The sequence below is a fragment of the Polaromonas sp. JS666 genome, from assembly GCF_900103405.1.
Classification (GTDB): domain Bacteria; phylum Pseudomonadota; class Gammaproteobacteria; order Burkholderiales; family Burkholderiaceae_C; genus Polaromonas.
This window is the reverse complement of the sequence record NZ_FNHX01000001.1, coordinates 840,697-859,557: the sequence shown is the minus strand read 5'-3', so window position 1 is coordinate 859,557 and position 18,861 is coordinate 840,697. Positions and strand designations below refer to the sequence as shown.

Sequence of the window (18,861 nt, the reverse complement as noted above, 5' to 3'; positions counted from 1 at the left end):
TTTCCGGGCAAGCTGTTTGGGCGAACATTTGGTGTGCAGTCCTTGCGGTATTCCCTGGGGGAAGTGGCCGTCTCATCTGTGAGTTCCCCGAAGTTTCAGGGTGGCCGGGCCGGAGGTGCTGCTGTCGCGCTTGCCGTCGAAAATCGGATTATACCCTGTTGCCTGTTTTTTGGGCGTTTTTTCACCCACCAAAACAGCTATTTTTCGGGCGCCGGGCCGCCCTAGCGGGCCGTGTCGGCCGGGGTTTTGAGGCTGGCTAGCAGTTCCAGGTAACGCAGGCGGGCGTCCGGATCGGTGGCGGCGCGGGCGGCCAGCTCGCTCATCTCCTGCTGGCGGCGCAGGCGCAGCAGCTGGTCCAGGATGTTCCTGACCTCGGTCCAGTCGCTTTCTATGCCTTCGGGAATCTGCGCGATCTGGGCGGTGGCATGCCTTTCGTAGGCATGGCCGCGTAGGCCCTCGCGCAGGGCCGCCCAGGGCTGGGGGCCGTGTTCGTGCAACTGGCTCTCCAGCCAGACGAAGAGCGGGCCGTGGGGCTCGGGCAGCTCGACGAGCAAATGATGTTCTTCGGTGCTGAGCCTGTCCCAGGTCTGGGCTTCAGTCAGCAGCAGCCTGAGCACCCGGTCTTCGCGGCTGGCCGGCAGAATGCGCCCGGCCACGCGGCGCGGCGCCCGGGCGCCGCTGCTGCGCTCGCCAAAGCTGCGGCCCGGGGCCGACGGGGGCGGGTAATAAGCGGAAGGCTCGGAACCGCTGTAATCGCGCTCTTCGGGGTAGTCCGGCGGGTAGCCACCGGGATCGGGCATGTCCGCATGGTGAACCGGGGCGGGCGCGGCGTCCTGCCTGTGGCCCTTGCCTTGCCCGCGCGGGCCGCCGCTGTTTTTGTTGCCCGATTTATAGCCCGTGGCGGCCGGCTGCCACAGCTGCAGCAGTTCGCGGCTGTCGATCAGCACCTTGTCGGCGATCTCGGCCAGCAGCTGGCGCTTGAGGGCGCCGTCGGGCATCAGGCTCCACAGGGGGCGGGCATTGCTGGCCATGTGGGCGCGTCCTTCGGCGGTGTCCAGGTCACAGCCCTCGGCGGCCGCTTCGAGCAGGAAACGGCTCAGCGGCACGGCCTTGCTGACGTAGGCGGCAAAGCCTTCCTTGCCGTGTTCGCGGATGTAGCTGTCGGGGTCGTGCTCGGCCGGCAGGAAAAGGAACTTGACGGTGCGCACGTCGGTGGCAAAGGGCAGGGCGGCGTCCAGCGCCTTGCGCGCGGCGCGGCGGCCGGCACTGTCGCCGTCAAAGCTGAAAACCACCGAATCGGTGAAGCGGAACAGCTTTTGCACGTGGTCGGCGGTGCAAGCCGTGCCCAGGGTGGCCACCGCGTTGGCAAAACCCAGCTGGGCCAGCGCCACCACGTCCATATAGCCTTCTGTGACCAGGGCGTAGCCGTGTTCGCGCAGGGCGGTTCGCGCCTCGAACAGGCCGTAGAGCTCGCGCCCCTTGCTGAAGACCGGGGTTTCGGGCGAATTGAGGTATTTGGGCTTGTCGTCTCCCAGCACGCGGCCGCCAAAGCCTATGCATTCGCCCTTGACGTTGCGGATGGGGAACATGACCCGGTCGCGAAAGCGGTCATAGCGCTTGGCCTCGCCGGCGGCGTTTTCCTCGCCGGGCTCGCCGGTGATGACCAGGCCGCTTTCGACCAGCAGCGGGTCGTTGTAGTCGGGAAAGACGCTGGCCAGGCTGCGCCAGCCTTCGGGCGCATAGCCCAGGCCGAAGGTCTTGGCGACTTCGCCCGAGACGCCGCGGCCCTTGAAGTAGTCGATGGCGCGCTCGGAGTTGCGCAAGGCCTTGATGTAGGCGGTGCCGGCTTTTTCGAGCACGCTGGTGAGCGTGGCCTGCTGCTCGCGCATCTGCGCGGCGCGGGCGCGGTCCTGCGGCGAAACGTCGTCCTCGGGCACCTGCAGGCCGTATTGCTGGGCCAGGTCCTTGACGGCCTCGATGAAGGTCATGCCGGCGTGCTCCATCAGGAAGCTGATGGCGTTGCCGTTCTTGCCGCAGCCGAAGCAGTGGTAGAACTGCTTGGAGGGGCTGACGCTGAAGGAGGGCGATTTTTCGCCGTGGAAGGGGCACAGGCCCATGAAGTTGGCGCCGCCCTTTTTGAGCTGCACATGGCGGCCCACGATATCCACCACGTCGGCGCGCGCGAGCAGCTCCTGGATGAATGATTGCGGAATGGCCATCAAGGGATTGTAGAAACAACAAGGCCCTGCGACGGCAGGGCCTTGTAATTCACGGGGTATAGGGCGGTTTAGTCACCCAGGACCAGCCCCTCGCGCCGCGGGTCGGCGCCGCCGAAGAAGCCTTCGGGCGTTTTCTGGATGGCCTGCAGGCCGCTGGTCATGGTTTGCTCGCGCACCTCGGCGCCGCGGCTGCGCAGCGCCTCGACGGTGGCCGGCGAGAAGCGTTTTTCTTCCAGGATGCTCGGGCCGTTGAGCGAGCCGAAATTGGGCAGGTCTATGGCCTGCTGGGCGTTCAGCCCCCAGTTCAGCGTGCCGTACAGGGTTTTGGCCGTGAAGTGGATGATGAGGGCGCCGCCGGGGCTGCCGCCGCTCATGACAAGCTGGCCCGAGTTCTTGTCGAACACCAGCGTGGGCGCCATGGACGAGCGCGGGCGCTTGCCGGGCTGCACGCGGTTGGCCACGGGCTTGCCTTCGGCGTCCGTCGGGGCGAAGCTGAAGTCGGTGAGCTCGTTGTTGAGCAAAAAGCCGCCGGCCTTGCCAGTGCCGCCGTCGGTCATCAGGCGCGAGCCGAATTGGTCTTCAATCGTCGTGGTCATGGCGATCGCATTGCCGTAGCCGTCGATGATGCTGATGTGCGAGGTGCCGTACTCGGGCTGCTCGGGCATGGGCGCGTAAGCCGTCTTGACGGCGCCCGGCACGCCGGGTTTGGCGGTCTTCATGCTGGGGCCGGTGGGCTGTATCAGCTTGGCGCGCTCGCTCAGGTAGGCGGGGGCCAGCAGGCTCATCCAGCTGCCGCCCGGCGGCTGCACAAAGTCCGGGTCGCCCAGGTACTGGCCGCGGTCGGCAAAGGCCAGGCGCGAAGCCTCGGTGTAAAGGTGCAGCCAGTCGGCCGAAGGCGTGGGTGCAACCGTGCCGGGGGCGCCGCCGCTGCCGGTGACCAGGCCCAGGGTGCTTGCCGGCGTGTTGCTCAGGATGCCAAGGATCTGTCCGACGGCAATCGCGCCCGAGCTGGGCGGCGGCATGCCGCAGAGGCGATAGGCCTTGCCGGCGGCGTTGTAGTCGGTGCAGATCGGGTCGCGTTTTTTGGGCTGGTAGCCGGCCAGGTCGGCCAGGGCCAGCTTGCCGGGGTTGCTGGCGTGGCCCTGCACCTTGGCGACGATGGCCTGGGCGACCTGGCCTTCGAGCAGCGCGCTCGATCCTTTGGCTGCGATCTGGCGCAGCACCTCGGCCAGGGCCGGGTTGCGCAGGGTCTGGCCCACGTCCACCGGGCTGCCGTCGGGCTTGTAGAAGTAGGCGGCGGCCGTGGCGTCCTTCTTGAGGTGCTGCTCGCCTTTGAGCAGGGTGTTCAGGCGTGGGCTGACCTTGAAGCCGCCTTCGGCCAGCTGGATCGCCGGCGCGAACAGCTGGGCCCAGGGAAGCCGGCCGTACTGCTTATGGGCCATCTCGAGCATGCGCACGGTGCCGGGCGTGCCAACGGAGCGGCCGCCGACCACGCCGTCGTAAAACGCCATGGGCTTGCCGTCGGCGCCGATAAAGAGCTTTTCATCGGCGGCTGCGGGCGCGGTTTCGCGGCCGTCAAAGGCCTCGACCTTGCCGCCGCTGGCATGCAGCAGGAAGGCGCCGCCGCCTATGCCGCTGGATTGCGGCTCCACCAGTGTGAGCACCATTTGCACGGCAATCGCGGCGTCTACGGCCGAGCCGCCAGCCTTGAGCACCTGGTAACCGGCGTCGGTGGCCAGCGGGTTGGCGGCGGCCACGGCGAACTTCTTCGTGGCCCAGCCCGGCTTGGGCGTGAAGCCCGAGGAGCCTTCTGGCTGCATGTACTTGGCGCCGCGCGCGACTTCGTCGGCCGGGACCTGGTAGGTGAAGGAGGAGGGGCTGCTGGCGCAGGCGGCCAGCAGCGCGGTAGCCGCCAGTGCCGGGAAGGCGTGTCTCATGGGATATCCTTGACTGTAGTTTTTGCTTGGGGGGCTGTAGGCCCGCCGGCAAATATAGCCAGCGGCCCCGCGCCTCACAATGGCGTTTCGGAGAAATCACTCTTCCATGGAATTTGACAATCTCGATGCCTTGCGTGTGCTGCTGGCCACCGCGGAGACCGGCAGCCTCACGGGTGCGGGCAAGCGCTGCCGGCTCTCCACGGCCGCCGTCAGTGCGGCGATCAAGCGGCTGGAAACCTCGCTGGGTGTGCGCCTGTTCGAGCGCACCACGCGCGCCGTGCGGCCCACGGCCGAAGGCGCGGTCATGGTCGAGCACGCGCGCCGCGCGCTCGAGCTGGTGGCCGAAGGCCAGGCCAAGGTGCGCGCCGGCACCTTCGGCCTCACGGGCAGCATACGCATCACCGCCACGGCCATGCTGGCGCGCGAGATGCTCGCCTACTGGCTGGCGGAATTCGCCGCGCAGCATCCCGGCATCGAGATCGACCTGCAGATCAGCGATGCGCGCGTGGACCTGGTGCGCGAAGGCATAGACGTGGCGCTGCGCAACGGGCCGCTGATGGACTCCACCCATTCGGCGCGCCTGCTGGCGCCGGCCCGCCGCATCGCCTGCGCCAGCCCCGACTACCTGGCGCGCCGCGGAACGCCCGTGCAGCCCTGCGAACTCGCGCAGCACGACTGCCTGGTCTGCCACGTGCGCGAGCGCCGGCAGGACCAGTGGCAGTTCGAATTGCAGGGGGAGGCCAGCGCGCCTTTCCAGGTGCGCGTGGCCGGGCCGCTGGCCTGCAATGACGCCTCCATCGCGCTGCAGTGGGCGCTGGAAGGGCGGGGCATCGTTTACCAGTCCGAGATCGACCTCATGGCCTCGCTAGCCGGCGGCAAGCTGGTGCGCCTGTTCGAAGGCCACCTGGGCGAGCCGGCGCCGCTCTATGCGGTGGTGCCGAGCCGGCGTTATGTGCCGGCCCGCGTCAACGAGGTGATAGACAGGCTGTCGGCGCTGCTGACCGACAGGCTGGCCGCGCTGCATCCGCCCGCGGCCTGAGCCCGTCCAGCGCGAAAACTCAGCGCGGTGCGAGGCGGATCGCGCCGTCCAGGCGAATCACTTCACCGTTGAGCATGTCGTTTTCGATGATGTGTTTGGCCAGGCGCGCGTAGTCTTGTGGCGTGCCCAGGCGCGAGGGGAAGGGAACGCCGGCGGCCAGCGAGTCCTGCACTTCCTGCGGCATGCCGAAGAGCATGGGCGTGCCGAAGATGCCGGGGGCAATCGTCATGTTGCGGATGCCGTTGCGCGCCAGGTCGCGGGCAATCGGCAGGGTCATGCCGACGATGCCGCCCTTGGAGGCGCTGTAGGCGGCCTGGCCGATCTGGCCGTCGTAGGCCGCCACCGAGGCGGTGGAAATCAGCACGCCGCGCTCGCCGGTGGCTTCGGGCTCGTTCTTGCACATGGCGTCGGCCGCCAGGCGGATCATGTTGAAGCTGCCGATGAGGTTGACGGTGATGGTCTTGCTGAACAGGGCCAGGCCGTGCGCGCCGTTCTTGCCCACGGTTTTTTCGGCGGGCGCAATGCCGGCGCAGTTCACCAGGCCCATCAGCTTGCCCATGGCGAGCGCCTTGGCCACCACGGCCTGGCCGTCGGCCTCCTGGCTCACGTCGCACTTGACGAAAGCGGCCTTGTCCGCGCCCAGCTCCTTGGCGATGGCTTCGCCCTTGTCGGCTTGCATGTCGGCAATGACAACCTTGGCGCCATTGGCCACCAGCATGCGCGCCGTGCCTTCACCCAGGCCCGATGCGCCGCCGGTGACGATAAATACTTTGCCTGCGATTTCCATGGTGATTCCTTGAATGAAGAGTGGGAGGTTTAAATGGGGTTTGTGTCAACGCCAGGGCCCGCATACGGCTGGGCGACATGACGTTAACGTAAACGTCAATTATGGCCCATGAAAAAAGCCCGGTGCCTGTCGGCGGCCGGGCTTTTGCAAAACAAGGGCGCTGGCTGGTTCTTATTTGTAGCCGACGCGGTCCAGCATCTGCTGCACCTTGAGCTGGTTGTTGCCCACGGCGCTGATCGGGATGGTTTCGGACTTGAAGCTGCCGTTGCCGGAGGGGCTCATGGCCTTGAGCGCCGGGTTGCTGACGCCCAGGCCCGGCACGGCGGGCCATTCGTTGTTGCCGTTGGCGAAGTATTCCTGCGCGCTCGGGCTGGCCAGGTATTCCATGAACTTGACGGCGTTGGCCGTATTCTTGGCATTCTTGGCGACGGCCGCGCCGGCGATGTTCACATGCGTGCCCCAGCTGTCCTGGTTGGGGAAGACCACACCGACACGGTCGGCCACGACTTTGTCGTCGGGCGCGTTGGAACGCATGATGCGCGCCAGGTAGTAGGTGTTGGTCAGCGCGATGCCGCATTCGCCGCTGGCCACGGCCTTGATCTGGTCGCTGTCGCCGCCCTTGGGGTCGCGCGCCATATTGGCCACCAGGCCCTTGAGCCACTGCTCGGCCTTGGCTTCGCCCAGGTGCTCGGTCACCGCGCCGAACAGCGAGAGGTTGTAAGGGTGGGCGCCCGAGCGGGTGCACAGCAGTCCCTTGTTTTTCGGGTCGGCGAGTTTTTCATAGGTATCTACATCGGCCTTCTTGACCTTGAGCTTGTCGAACACCACGACGCGGGCGCGGGTCGAGAAACCGAACCAGGTCGTGCCCTCGGCGGTTTCCTTGGCGCGCAGCTTGGCGGGAATGGCGGCTTCGAGGGCCGGCGACTTGATGGGCCGGAACAGGCCGTCCGCATCGCCCTTCCAGAGGCGGGCCGCGTCGACCAGCAAAATCACGTCGGCGGGGGAGGCCGCGCCTTCAGCCTTCAGGCGGGCCAGGATGCCGGCGTCGTCGGCGTCCACGCGGTTCACCTTGATGCCGGTGGCCTTGGTGAAGTCGCTGTAGAGCTTTTCGTCGGTCTGGTAATGGCGGGCAGAATACAGGTTGACCACCTGCTCCTGGGCCGATGCCAGGCCTGCCAGCAAGAGCAGCGACGAGAGAAGCACTTTTTTGAACATAACTTTCCACTTCCTTACAGGTATTTTTAAAGCCCGGCCATGATAAAGCAAATAAGAATCATTCTTGGCAGAGTCCCTACGCTGGGCACGTTTTCATGCGAGCCAGGCAGGTATGCAGGCGCCTGCATGGCCATGGCGATACTGCTGCTGGCCGGCTGCGCCGTCATGCCGTCCGGCCCGGTTGCGACCGTGCCGCCGCCGGCTGAGGCCGCCAGAAAGCCCGTGCGTGTAGGGCTGGCGCTGGGCGGTGGCGCGGCGCGCGGTTTTGCCCATGTGGGCGTGATCGCCGTGCTCGAGGAGGCCGGGCTCAAGCCGCAACTGGTGGTCGGCACCTCGGCCGGCAGCCTGGTGGCGGCGCTGTATGCCAGCGGCAAGACCAGCGCGCAGCTGCAGCAGACCGCGCTGAACATGGAGGAGGTGGCCATCACCGACTGGATGCTGCCCATCTTCGGCCGCGGCATGTTCCGCGGCGACGCGTTGGCCCGCTATGTCAACGACCTGGTCGCCAACCGCACCATGGAGAACATGGCGATTCCACTGGGCATCGTCGCCACCGACCTCAACAGCGGCCAGGCCGTGCTGTTTCAGCGCGGCGACACCGGCACGGCGGTGCGCGCGTCGAGCGCGGTGCCGGCGGTGTTCCTGCCGGTCAAGATCAACGGCCGTGAGTATGTGGACGGCGGCCTGGTGTCGCCGGTGCCGGTGCGTTTTGCGCGGCAGATGGGCGCCGATATCGTGGTGGCCGTCGACATCTCGAGCCCGCCGGAAGGCAATCCCGCGGGCGATACCCTGCAGATCCTGCTGCAGACCTTTGCCATCATGGGCAAAAGCATCAACCAGTACGAGCTCAAGGATGCCGACGTCGTCGTGCGTCCCTCGCTGACAGGCCTCAAGAGCGCCGACTTCTCGGCGCGCCAGCGCGCCATCGATGCGGGCCGGGCGGCCATGCTGGCGGCGCTGCCGCAGCTCAAGGCCAAACTCGAGGCTGCGGCGGTTACGGCGCAGAAATAGACAGAGATAGCGCAGGCAAAAAAAAGCCCAATCTTGCGATCGGGCTTTAAGGGGTCCGTGAAAATGAATTTCGGAAGGGACCCGAGGAGACAACTGGCTTGAAACCCTGTTCAGTCAAACAGGATTCGCGAAACAGGCTCCGTGAAGGTTAGCGCGCAAGGCGCTGCGATCAGCGCTTTTTGGCGGTGGTCGTCTTGGTGGCGTTCACGGCGGAAGCAGCCACCGTGTTGAAGTTGGCTTCAGCGATGTCGGTGGCTTGCTTGACGGCCTTCTGGACCGACTCGAAAGCGTTGTTGGCGGCGGCGACGGCGCTCTTCAGGACAGCCACGGCGGTTTCGGAACCGGCCGGTGCGTTCTTGGCGGCGTTGTCGACCAGGCCGACGAATTTTTTCTGCGCATCAGCAGCCTGGGTTTCAAAGGTCTTGCCCAGTTCAGCGCCAGCGGCCGAAGCGATGTCATAGAGGTGACGGCTGTAGGCGGCGGTCTTTTCAGCCAGGGGCTGGACCAGGCCGGCTTGCAGGGCCAGCAGTTCTTGTGCGTCTTTCACGCCCAGCACGGCTTGCGTGTGGTTGGCGCTTTCAGCCAGGGCGGCCTTGGTGGCCTGCACGTTCAGTTCGACCAGTTTCTCAACGCCTTCGAAGGCTTTGTGGGTCAGGCCAAACATGGTTTCGATGTTGGCTTTGTGGGAAGCGAGGACTTGTTCAGCGGTCAGCATAATGAATCTCCAAAATAGGTTTAGGTGAGGGCAATGGTGTTGCTTTGCGCTGAATTGCTGCACTGCAACATAAGTCCAAGTATAGGGACTGTGTGCACCATTGCAAGTATTTTATGTTGCGATGCACCAATTTAGAGGCCAAGCCCTAGGTAACGCTCTGAAACAGCGCTGAAAAGTACCCAAAAAGGACTACTCGACTCACCCTGCATGCACCCATTCTTCTAAGTGTGTGGCCCGAGGCCACAATGGCCTCAGCCCCGAAATCGCAACACCTTCACATCTTGCAAGCCTTTTACGCCGACAACTTTGTTTTGCCGCTGCCGCCCGGCCATCGCTTTCCCATGGCGAAATACCGTTTGCTGCGCGACCGCCTGGTGAATGAACGCCCGCGGGTGCGCATGGCGCAGGCGCCAGCCGCAACAGACGGCGAGCTCGCGCTGGTGCATACGCCGCACTACATAGACGCCATCAGCCACGGAACCCTGCCGGCCGCGGCCCAGCGTGAGATCGGTTTTCCCTGGAGCCCGGGCATGGCCGAGCGCGCGCGCCGCTCGGCCGGCGCCACGGTCGCGGCGGCCCGTGTGGCCATGGGTTCGCCGGGCCGGCCGGGGGAGGGCATCGCGGCCAACCTTGCCGGAGGAACGCACCATTCCTATGCGCACAAGGGCGGCGGGTTTTGTGTGTTCAACGATGCGGCCGTGGCCGCCAGGCTGATGCAGGCGGAATGGGCGCGGCAACACAGGCACGGGCGCAAGCCGCTGCAGGTCGCCATCATCGACCTCGACGTGCACCAGGGCAACGGCACGGCCAGCATCTTTGCCAGCGACCCCAGCGTTTTCACGCTGTCGCTGCACGGGCAGAAGAATTTTCCCTTCCGCAAGGAGGCCAGCGACCTCGACGTGGACCTGCCCGACGGCTGCGGCGACGCGGCCTACCTGCAAGCGCTGGAGCATGCGCTCGACGAACTCGAGCGGCGCTTCGAGCCCGGCCTGGTCCTGTACCTGGCCGGTGCCGACCCCTACGAGGGCGACCGCCTGGGCCGCCTGGCGCTCAGTTTCGACGGCCTGGAGGCGCGCGACCGGCGCGTCTTCGACTGGGCCTGGCAGCGCCGCATCCCGCTGGCATTTGCCATGGCCGGCGGCTACGGCGTCAACATCGACGAGACCGTGCAGGTGCAGATGAATACTTACACGCTGGCGCTCGAATACTGGGCGCGCTGGAATCCCTAGCATTGCTGCTACATTGCCTCAGATTCGCTTCGGCGACCCTTGGACATAGAAAAGCAAAAACATGCCGCCGAACACCACCGATATTCCCGCCCATCCTGAAAAACCTTCCCTTGCGCGTGTCCTCGTCCTCGGCGGCACCGGCTTTATAGGCCGCCATGCCGTGGCGGCACTGCACGCATCGGGCGCGCAACTCGCGATAGGCAGCCGCCACCCCGAGCGCCACCAGGCCGCTTATTCCTTTGCCGACATGCGCCTCGCGCGTTTTGAACAACTGCTGCAGCCCGATGCCTGGGCGGAGCTGCTCAAAGACGTGGATGTGGTCGTCAACTGCGTGGGCATACTGCGCCAGCGGCCGGGCGAGTCCTACGACCATGTGCACCACCGCGCGCCCGCGGCGCTGGCCGTCGCCTGTGCCAAGGCGGGCATACGCTTCATACACACCTCGGCCCTGGGTTTGCACGAAGGCGCCAAAAGCCGCTTCCTCTCGAGCAAGCTGCTGGGCGAGCGCGCCATCGCGGCTTCGGGCAGCGACTACGCCATCGTGCGCCCCTCGCTGCTCGACGGTGAGGGCGGCTTTGGCGCGCGCTGGCTGCGCGGCCTGTCGCGCTCACCCGTGCATGGCATTCCGCGCGGCGCGCGGGGCGGCATCGCGGCCATGACGGCCACCGACCTCGGCCTGGCCTTCGCCGCCCTGGCGGCCATGCCGTCCCTGGCCACCCACCGCGAGGTCGAACTGGGCGGCAGCCGCCGCTATGGCTATGCGGAATACCTGCGCGAACTGCGCGCCGACTACACCGCCACCCGCGCACTGCAACTGCCGCTGCCCAACTGGGCGGCACGGCTGGGCGCGCATGCCTGCGATGTGCTGCATTTCTCGCCGTTTTCTTACGGGCACTGGATCTTGCTGCAGCGGGACAACATCCCTGTGCCAAACCGGTTGCCCGAATTGCTGGGACGCGAGCCCCACGCCATCGGGTCAAGGATGCCCGCGAGCCGGGTGCGGCCCGCGCTGGCAAAATAAGGCCTCATGAGTTCCCCGACACGGCCGCAAGCCGAAGCCCGTAGCGCCTACAAAGCTTTCCGCGACATCGGTACCCGCTGGTCCGACAACGATATTTACGGCCACGTCAACAACGTCGTTTACTACAGCTGGTTCGACACCGCCGTCAATGGCCTGCTCATCGAACGTGGCGCCATCGACATCCACACCGGCGGCGTGATCGGCCTGGTAATAGAGACCCAATGCAACTACTTCGCACCGCTGGCTTTTCCCGAGCCCGTGGTGGCCGGAATCCGCGTGGCGCATGTGGGTTCGTCCAGCGTGCGCTACGAAGTGGCCTTGTTCCCCAACGATGAAAACCAGCTGTGCGCGGCCAGGGGCCATTTCATCCATGTTTACGTCGACCGCGCCACGCGCCGGCCGGCGCCGCTTCCACCCGAACTGCTTTCCGTACTGGAGACCTTGCGATGACCCAGGCACCGCCCGCGCCTTCCTATATCACCCCGCGCCAGGCCGGCGATGCGCGCAATGCGGTCGATGAAGCCATCGTGAGCCGCCAGTCGATACGCCAGTTTTTACCCAAGCCGGTGCCGCGCGAAACCATCGCCCACCTGCTGGAGCTTGCCAGCCGCGCGCCCTCAGGCACCAACACCCAGCCCTGGAAAGCCTATGTGCTGCAGGGCGCGAGCCGCGACGTTCTGGTTGAAAAAGTCTGCAATGCCCACGACGCGTTGCATGCCAACCCGGCCCTGGCGGCCGAATACAAAGAGGAATACGACTACTACCCCGAGAAGTGGGTGTCGCCCTACATCGATCGGCGCCGCGCCAACGGCTGGGGCCTTTACGGCCTGCTGGGCATCACCAAGGGCGACAAGGACAAGATGCATGCGCAGCACCACCGCAATTTCAAATTCTTCGATGCACCCGTGGGCCTGATGTTCACGCTGGACCGCGTGATGGGCCGCGGCTCGCTGGTGGATTACGGCATGTTCATGCAGAACCTCATGGTGGCCGCGCGCGGCCTGGGCCTGCACACCTGCCCGCAGGCCGCCTGGAACGGTTTCGGAAAAATCATCTTGCCGCACATAGGCGCGGGTCCTGACGAGATGCTGGTGTGCGGTATGTCGCTGGGCTATGCCGATGAAACGGCGCTGGTCAACACTTTCAGAACGCCGCGCGTGCCGGCCACCGAGTTCACGACCTGGCTGGACTAAGTAGTGCCCCCATGCTTTTCACTGCGTGTAATGCGCTGTCCCCCGAGGGGGCGCCGCGCCTGCGGCCCGGCAAAGCCGGTTCCGCGGCCCCTGCTGGAACTGGAACCCCTGGTTGATTGCAAGGAATTGAGGGCGTGACCGTCTCCATAGTGCAGCTGCTCGGTGGACTGTCTTACGCCACCACGCTGTTCCTGATGGCGGCGGGCCTCACGCTGATCTTCGGCGTGACCCGCATCGTGAATTTCGCGCATGGCAGTTTTTTCATGCTGGGGGCGCTGTTCACGGCGCACTGGGTTACCCGCTGGTTTCCGGCCTGGGGTGAAAGCGCGCCGCTGTACTTGATGGCGATTTTGATGGGGGCGGCCTGCGCGGGCCTGGCGGGTGCCGCGGCGGAGTTTTTGCTGCTCAGGCGCATGAGCGGCGCCCCTGAGTTCTACCAGCTGGTCGCCACTTTCGGCCTGACGCTGGCAATGCACGATGCCATGCAATGGGGCTTCGGTCCCGACGAGGTGTTCGCGCCGCGCTTTCCGGGCCTCAAGGGTTCGGTGCAGATCGGCGATGAGCTTTTCCCGGTCTACCAGCTCGCAATGATCGCGCTGGGCCCGTTGGTCTGGCTGGGGCTGCACTTGCTGCTGCGGCGCTCCCGTTTCGGCCAGCGCCTGCGCGCCGCCACGCAGGACCGCTCCATGCTCGCGGCGCTGGGCGTCAACCCGCGACCGCTGATGCTGGGCGCCGTGGTGCTGGGCTGCGCGCTGGCGGGCCTGGCCGGCGCGCTGCAGCTGCCGCGCGAGCCCGCCCACCTGCAGATGGACATGAACGTGATCGTCGAAACCTTTGTGGTGGTGGTCACCGGCGGGCTGGGCAGCATAGGCGGCGCTTTTGTGGCGGCGTTGCTGATAGGGCTGGTCCACGCCTTCGGCATCAATGTATTTCCGCAGGCCACGCTGGTCATCGTGTTCCTGACTATGGCCGTGGTGCTGGTGTTCCGGCCCCAGGGGCTCAACGGCAGGGCGGCCTCGGCGCAGGAGGCCGGCAGCGGCGTGCGCGAGGCGGCCCAGAAATTTCGCGGGCTGGCGATGGGCGCGGCCGGGTCTTCGGCCATCGCCGCGGCCTTTGTGCTGATGGCCGGCTTGGCGTGGGCCGGCGGCCCTTATTGGCAGGCCCTGGCGGCCGATGCGCTGATCCTCATGATTTTCGGCATCAGCCTGCAGTCCATGATGGCGCTGGGCGGCCTGGTCAGTTTTGGCCATGCCGCCTTTTTTGCGCTGGGCGCTTATGGCGCGGCGCTCTCGCACAGCCTCTGGGGTGTTTCGCTTCCGCTGGCACTGGCGGCCGGTTGCGGCGCGGCCCTGGCGGTGGCTGCAGTGTTCGGCGCGGCGGTGGTGCGCAGCAGCGGCGTGTACCTGGCCATGCTGTCGCTGGCGCTCGCGCAGGTGATCTGGGCCGGTGCCACGCAGTGGGTGGAACTCACCGGCGGCGACAACGGCCTGATAGGCCTGACGCTGGTCGGCGACGAAGGCCGGCCGGTGTTTTACGCCCTGCTGGTGGGGCTGGCGCTGGTGTCCGTGGCGGCCCTGCGTTTTCTGGCGCGCTCGGTCATGGGGGCCGCGCTGCAGGCCCTGCGTGACGCGCCTTTGCGCGCCTCGGCCTCGGGGCTGGCGGTGAACTGGCTCAAATACCGGATTTTTGTCGAGAGCGCCGTGCTCGCGGGCCTGGCCGGCGGCCTGTTCGCCGCGCACAAGGGCGCGGTGTTTCCTTCGCTCGCGTCGGTCTCCACCTCCGTCGATGCCTTGCTGGTGGTCTTGCTGGGCGGTGTGCACCAGCTCTGGGGCGCGGTCGCGGGCAGCATGGTGCTGAGTTACGCCGGGGCTGAGCTGGGCCGTGAGGTCACTTACTGGCGCGGCTTGCTGGGCGTCTTCATCATGCTGATCATGGCGGTCTCACCCTCGGGGCTGCTGGGCTTGCTGCCGCGCCTTGTTGGCGCCTGGCGGCGCCGCTCCGGAAGGAGCGCCTGATGCTGCAGGTCCGGCAACTCGTCAAACATTTCGGCGGCTTGCGCGCGGTCGACGGCGTGAGCTTCGAGGTGGGGCCGGGCCAGTGCGTGGCCCTGATAGGTCCCAACGGCGCGGGCAAGTCCACCACCTTTGCCTGCATTGCCGGCCAGTACCCGCTCACGGGCGGCGACATCGCCTGGAATGGCCAGGCGCTGCAGGGGCTCAGCCCGCAGGCGCGTCTGCGGCTTGGCGTGGCCCGCACCTTCCAGGTGGCCCAGGTGTTTGAAGCGCTCACGGTGCTGCAGAACGTGCAACTGGCGATTCAGGCGCGCCTGGGCCAGCGGGCCGTCTCCGCTTTCAGGCGCCTGGATAGCCAGTCGCGCGAGCCGGCCCTGGCGCTGCTGGAACAAACCGGCCTGCAGGCGCTGGCCGAGCAGGACGCGCTGAGCCTGCCCTACGGCGCGAAGAAGCGGCTGGAGCTGGCCCTGGCGCTGGCGGCCCGGCCGCGGCTGCTGCTGCTCGACGAACCGGCCGCCGGCCTGGCCGGACCCGAGCGTGCCGAGCTGATGCAGCTCGTCAAGCGCCTGGCGGGGCAGGGCATGGCCGTGCTTTACACCGAACACAATATGGACGCCGTGGCCGGCGTGGCCGACCGCGTGCTGGTGCTGATAGAAGGCCGGCTGGCGGCGCAGGGCTCGTTCGATGAGATCTCGCGCGACGCCGTGGTGCGCAGCCGCTACCTGGGCCAGGCGGGCGGTGAAGCTGGCAGCGAAGGAGGTGGCCATGCTTGAGGTCGACCAGCTCAATGCCTTCTACGGCCCGGCCCAGGCGCTGTTCGGGGTGTCGCTGCAGGTGGTGCCCGGTGAACTGGTGGTGCTGCAGGGCCTGAACGGCGCCGGAAAGTCCACGCTGCTCAAGTCCCTGATGGGCCTGGAGGTGCGCACCGAAGGCTGCATCCGATACCGCGACCCGGTGGGCCCCCAGGGCGCGGGCCTGGCCCCGATTGAACGCTGGGACACACACCGCCGCGCCCAGGCCGGCCTGGGTTATGTCGCCGAAGACCGCCGCCTGTTCACCGAACTCACGGTGCGCGAAAACCTGCGCATCGCAGCGGGCCGCGACCTGCAGGCCCAGGAGGCCAGGGCGCTGGACCTGTTCCCCGCGCTCAAGGCCATGCTGGGGCGCCGCGCCGCCCAGATGAGCGGCGGCGAGCAACAGATGCTGGCGATTGCCCGCACGCTGATGACCGGCCCGCGCATCCTGCTGCTGGACGAACCTTGCGAGGGCATTGCCCCCGTGCTGGTGGAAGCGATTCGCGACGCGCTGCTGGCGCTGCGCCGGCAAGGCCTGGGCCTGCTGGTGGCCGAGCAGAACCAACTGCTGGCTGCCCGCGCTGACAGGCTGGTTTTGCTGGTTGCGGGTAAAGTCAGGGGTTCGTGAAGAAAGACCTGCTTCTTTCCTGTTTTTTTTCTTTTCCCTCTTCTTTTTAATCCTCCATTCCCTCAAAGGACCCCATGAGCAACATCACCACCACCGCCTCCGGCTTGCAGTACGAAGACACCGTGCTGGGCACAGGCGCCATCGCCAAGGCCGGCCAGAACGTCAAGGTCCACTACACCGGCTGGCTTTACAACGACGGCGTGCAGGGCGCCAAGTTCGATTCCAGCAAGGACCGCGGCCAGCCTTTCGAGTTTTCGCTGGGCGCTGGCCAGGTCATCCGCGGCTGGGACGAAGGCGTGCAGGGCATGTCGGTGGGCGGCACGCGCCGCCTGATCATTCCGGCCGCGCTGGGTTACGGTGCGCGCGGCGCCGGCGGCGTGATTCCGCCAAATGCCACGCTGCTGTTTGAAGTGGATTTCCTCGGCACCTGAGCCGGCGCGCGTTGGATGCCCGCCTGCATGGTTTGCAGCGGGCTTGTTCACCTGATTAACCGCCAAGGCGCCCCGGCGCCGCGGCCCTCAAGCGTTCTCCATGATCATCACCAGTCTGATCGATACGGATTTGTACAAGTTCACCATGATGCAGGTGGTCTTGCACCAGTTTCCGGGCGCCGAGGTGGAGTACCGCTTCAAGTGCCGCAACGCCGGCGCGACTGGCATAGGCGACCTGGCGCCCTATGTGACCGAGATACGCGAGGAAATCCGCGGCCTGTGCAACCTGCGTTTCCAGGATGCCGAGCTGGCCTACCTCAAGGCCATGCGCTTCATCAAGAGCGACTTCGTCGACTTCCTCGGCATCTTCCGCCTCAACGAAAAATACGTGAGCGTCACGGCGCTGCCCTCGGGTGAGATCGAGGTCTCCATCAAGGGCCCTTGGCTGCACACCATCCTGTTCGAGATCCCGGTGCTGGCCATCATCAACGAGGTCTACTTCCGCAACACGCAGAAAAAAGCCGACTTCGCCGAGGGCCGCAGGCGGCTGGACACCAAGATTGGCGAGCTGCAGGCCGAAGGCCTGGGCGCGCTCAAGATCGCCGACTACGGCACACGCCGCCGCTTCGGCAAGGCCTGGCACGAGGAAGTGCTGCGCACGCTGGCCGGGCGCCTCGGCACGGGGATGCAGGGGCAGTTCGCCGGCACCAGCAACGTGCTGTTCGCGATGAAGCTGGGCCTGACGCCGCTGGGCACCATGGCGCACGAATACCTGCAGGCCTGCCAGGCGCTAGGGCCGCGGCTGCGCGACAGTCAGGTCTTCGCTTTTGAGTCGTGGGCCAAGGAGTACCGCGGCGACCTCGGTATCGCGCTGTCCGACGTCTACGGCATGAGCGCCTTCCTGCGCGACTTCGACATGTATTTCTGCAAGCTGTTCGACGGCGCGCGCCACGACAGCGGGGATCCGTTCCAGTGGGGCGAGCGCATGCTCGCGCACTACAGCAAAAACCGGGTCGACCCCAAAACCAAGACGCTGATCTTCAGCGACGGTCTCACGGTGCCGCGCACCATAGAGCTGTACCACCAGTTCAAGGGACGCTGCCAACTGGCCTTCGGCATAGGCACCAACCTGACCAACGACCTCGGCTACGAGCCGCTGCAGATCGTCATCAAGATGATCCGCTGCAACGGCCAGCCGGTGGCCAAGCTTTCCGACACCCCTTCCAAGAACATGTGTGATGACGAAAAATACCTGGCCTACCTGCGCCAGGTGTTTGAAATCGCCTCACCGGCATAATCGACCGCTTACTTATCTTTTATCCAGAACCAGCGCGTGGCTATTGCAGGTATCCCCCTTGATTTTGTGCTGTTCGGCCTGACGCTGCTCGGTGTGGCGCTGTTGCACCGGCACACGCTCAAGGTGGCGCTGGCGGGCCTGGTGGTGATCACGCTCTACAAACTTGTGCTGGGCGATTTTTTCGGCACGCCCGGCCTGGGCGGCCTGCTGCAATTGCTGGCGCATGAGTGGGTGACGCTGGCCAACCTGCTGGGCCTGTTGCTGGGTTTCGCACTGCTGTCAGACCACTTCGAAAAAAGCGGCATCCCGGCGCTGCTGCCGCGCTACCTGCCCGACGACTGGAAGGGCGGCTTCGTGATGCTGCTACTGGTCTTTGTGCTCTCCAGCTTTCTCGACAACATCGCGGCGGCCATGATAGGCGGCACCATGGCGTCCGTGCTCTACCGCAAGCGCGTGCACATCGGCTTCCTGGCCGCCATCGTGGCCGCCAGCAACGCCGGCGGCTCGGGCAGCGTGGTAGGCGACACCACCACCACCATGATGTGGATTGCCGGCGTCTCGCCGGGCCAGGTCTTCGAGTCCTATGCGGGCGCTGTGGTGGCGCTGGCCGTCTTCGGCGTGATCGCGGCGCGCCAGCAGCATGCGCTGCAGCCCATCATGAAGGAGGCTGTGCCGGGCGCGCAGCTGCACTGGGCGCGCCTGGGCATCGTCGCCATCATCCTGCTGTCGGCGGTGGCCGCCAATGTGTACTTCAACCTGCGCGACCCCGCGGTGCTGGAGCGGCTTCCGGTGATAGGCATTGCAGTCTGGGTGGCGATCGCGCTGACCACGCCCTGGCGCCGTTCCAACTGGGGCCTGTTGCCCGAGGCCACGCGCGGCAGCGTCTTCCTGCTGTCGCTGGTGCTGTGCGCTTCCATGATGCCGGTGCAGCACCTGCCGGCCGCCAGCTGGCAAACCGCTTTCGGCCTGGGTTTTGTGAGCGCGGTGTTCGACAATATCCCGCTCACGGCGCTGGCCCTGCGCCAGGGCGGCTACGACTGGGGTTTTCTGGCCTATGCCGTCGGCTTCGGCGGCAGCATGCTGTGGTTCGGCTCCTCGGCCGGCGTGGCGCTGGCCAATATGTACCCCGAGGCCAGGTCCGTAGCCGCCTGGCTCAAGGGCGGCTGGCATGTGGCGCTGGGCTATGTGCTCGGCTTCTTCGTGCTGCTGGCCGTGCTGGGCTGGCACCCCGACGCGCCCCGGGTCCGGCAAGCTGCGGGCACTTCTCCTTTTACCTCGGTTATTGGTTTGTCCGCTGAACCGGTAGCATCGTCTTTCACCTCATCCTGAACCA

At 66.2% G+C, this 18,861-nt stretch carries 17 protein-coding genes; 12 read left to right on the top strand and 5 right to left on the bottom strand.

The genetic code is table 11. The features are described 5' to 3' along the window. Positions 1-221: 221 nt before the first annotated feature. Positions 222-2,219: a DNA primase gene (dnaG, locus tag BLQ85_RS04215; protein ID WP_074575027.1), complete on the bottom strand. Its 1,998-nt coding sequence runs from the start codon at positions 2,217-2,219 to the stop codon at positions 222-224. A gap of 68 nt (positions 2,220-2,287) precedes the next feature. Then, positions 2,288-4,156 (bottom strand): gamma-glutamyltransferase, encoded by a 1,869-nt coding sequence (ggt, locus tag BLQ85_RS04210; protein ID WP_074575026.1) that lies wholly within the window; start codon positions 4,154-4,156, stop codon positions 2,288-2,290. 106 nt (positions 4,157-4,262) lie between these two features. Here ggt and BLQ85_RS04205 point away from each other — a divergent pair, with 106 nt between their 5' ends. Continuing rightward, positions 4,263-5,195, top strand: a complete 933-nt coding sequence (locus tag BLQ85_RS04205) for a LysR family transcriptional regulator (RefSeq protein WP_074575024.1) — start codon at positions 4,263-4,265, stop codon at positions 5,193-5,195. 19 nt (positions 5,196-5,214) lie between these two features. Here the strand turns inward: BLQ85_RS04205 and BLQ85_RS04200 are convergent, their stop codons facing one another. Continuing rightward, positions 5,215-5,982 (bottom strand): 3-hydroxyacyl-CoA dehydrogenase, encoded by a 768-nt coding sequence (locus tag BLQ85_RS04200; protein ID WP_074575022.1) that lies wholly within the window; start codon positions 5,980-5,982, stop codon positions 5,215-5,217. Positions 5,983-6,153: 171 nt separating this feature from the next. Beyond that, complete coding sequence (locus BLQ85_RS04195; RefSeq protein WP_007868547.1) at positions 6,154-7,197, bottom strand: Fe(3+) ABC transporter substrate-binding protein; 1,044 nt, start codon at positions 7,195-7,197, stop codon at positions 6,154-6,156. Positions 7,198-7,329: 132 nt separating this feature from the next. Between BLQ85_RS04195 and BLQ85_RS04190 the strand changes: the two genes are divergently transcribed. Beyond that, positions 7,330-8,208: a patatin-like phospholipase family protein gene (locus BLQ85_RS04190; RefSeq protein ID WP_074575167.1), complete on the top strand. Its 879-nt coding sequence runs from the start codon at positions 7,330-7,332 to the stop codon at positions 8,206-8,208. Positions 8,209-8,377: 169 nt separating this feature from the next. On the opposite strand, the gene BLQ85_RS04185 is transcribed toward BLQ85_RS04190, so the two are convergent. Beyond that, entirely contained in the window at positions 8,378-8,926 is a 549-nt protein-coding gene (locus tag BLQ85_RS04185; RefSeq protein WP_074575166.1) for a phasin family protein, read from the bottom strand. Between the two features lie 278 nt (positions 8,927-9,204). Between BLQ85_RS04185 and BLQ85_RS04180 the strand changes: the two genes are divergently transcribed. The 10 genes from BLQ85_RS04180 to BLQ85_RS04135 all read left to right on the top strand — a co-directional run bounded on the left by BLQ85_RS04180 (position 9,205) and on the right by BLQ85_RS04135 (position 18,857). Next, positions 9,205-10,152: a histone deacetylase family protein gene (locus BLQ85_RS04180; protein ID WP_074575020.1), complete on the top strand. Its 948-nt coding sequence runs from the start codon at positions 9,205-9,207 to the stop codon at positions 10,150-10,152. Positions 10,153-10,213: 61 nt separating this feature from the next. Further along, positions 10,214-11,173 (top strand): NAD(P)H-binding protein, encoded by a 960-nt coding sequence (locus tag BLQ85_RS04175; RefSeq protein ID WP_074575018.1) that lies wholly within the window; start codon positions 10,214-10,216, stop codon positions 11,171-11,173. Positions 11,174-11,179: 6 nt separating this feature from the next. Next, positions 11,180-11,623, top strand: coding sequence for an acyl-CoA thioesterase (locus BLQ85_RS04170; RefSeq protein WP_074575015.1), 444 nt, complete (start codon positions 11,180-11,182; stop codon positions 11,621-11,623). Further along, positions 11,620-12,366: a nitroreductase gene (locus tag BLQ85_RS04165; protein ID WP_074575013.1), complete on the top strand. Its 747-nt coding sequence runs from the start codon at positions 11,620-11,622 to the stop codon at positions 12,364-12,366. The genes BLQ85_RS04170 and BLQ85_RS04165 overlap by 4 nt, the downstream gene beginning before the upstream one ends. Before the next feature lie 134 nt (positions 12,367-12,500). Beyond that, complete coding sequence (locus BLQ85_RS04160) at positions 12,501-14,381, top strand: ABC transporter permease (protein ID WP_074575011.1); 1,881 nt, start codon at positions 12,501-12,503, stop codon at positions 14,379-14,381. After that, positions 14,381-15,151: an ABC transporter ATP-binding protein gene (locus tag BLQ85_RS04155; protein WP_074575009.1), complete on the top strand. Its 771-nt coding sequence runs from the start codon at positions 14,381-14,383 to the stop codon at positions 15,149-15,151. Before BLQ85_RS04160 ends, BLQ85_RS04155 begins: the two co-directional genes overlap by 1 nt. Further along, complete coding sequence (locus BLQ85_RS04150) at positions 15,144-15,800, top strand: ABC transporter ATP-binding protein (protein WP_083336742.1); 657 nt, start codon at positions 15,144-15,146, stop codon at positions 15,798-15,800. The genes BLQ85_RS04155 and BLQ85_RS04150 overlap by 8 nt, the downstream gene beginning before the upstream one ends. Positions 15,801-15,874: 74 nt before the next feature. Next, positions 15,875-16,231, top strand: a complete 357-nt coding sequence (locus BLQ85_RS04145; RefSeq protein ID WP_007868513.1) for an FKBP-type peptidyl-prolyl cis-trans isomerase — start codon at positions 15,875-15,877, stop codon at positions 16,229-16,231. A gap of 100 nt (positions 16,232-16,331) precedes the next feature. Then, on the top strand, positions 16,332-17,528 hold the full coding sequence (gene pncB / locus BLQ85_RS04140) for a nicotinate phosphoribosyltransferase (protein WP_074575006.1): 1,197 nt from the start codon (positions 16,332-16,334) through the stop codon (positions 17,526-17,528). A gap of 36 nt (positions 17,529-17,564) precedes the next feature. Beyond that, on the top strand, positions 17,565-18,857 hold the full coding sequence (locus BLQ85_RS04135; RefSeq protein WP_074575005.1) for a citrate transporter: 1,293 nt from the start codon (positions 17,565-17,567) through the stop codon (positions 18,855-18,857). Positions 18,858-18,861 lie beyond the last annotated feature (4 nt).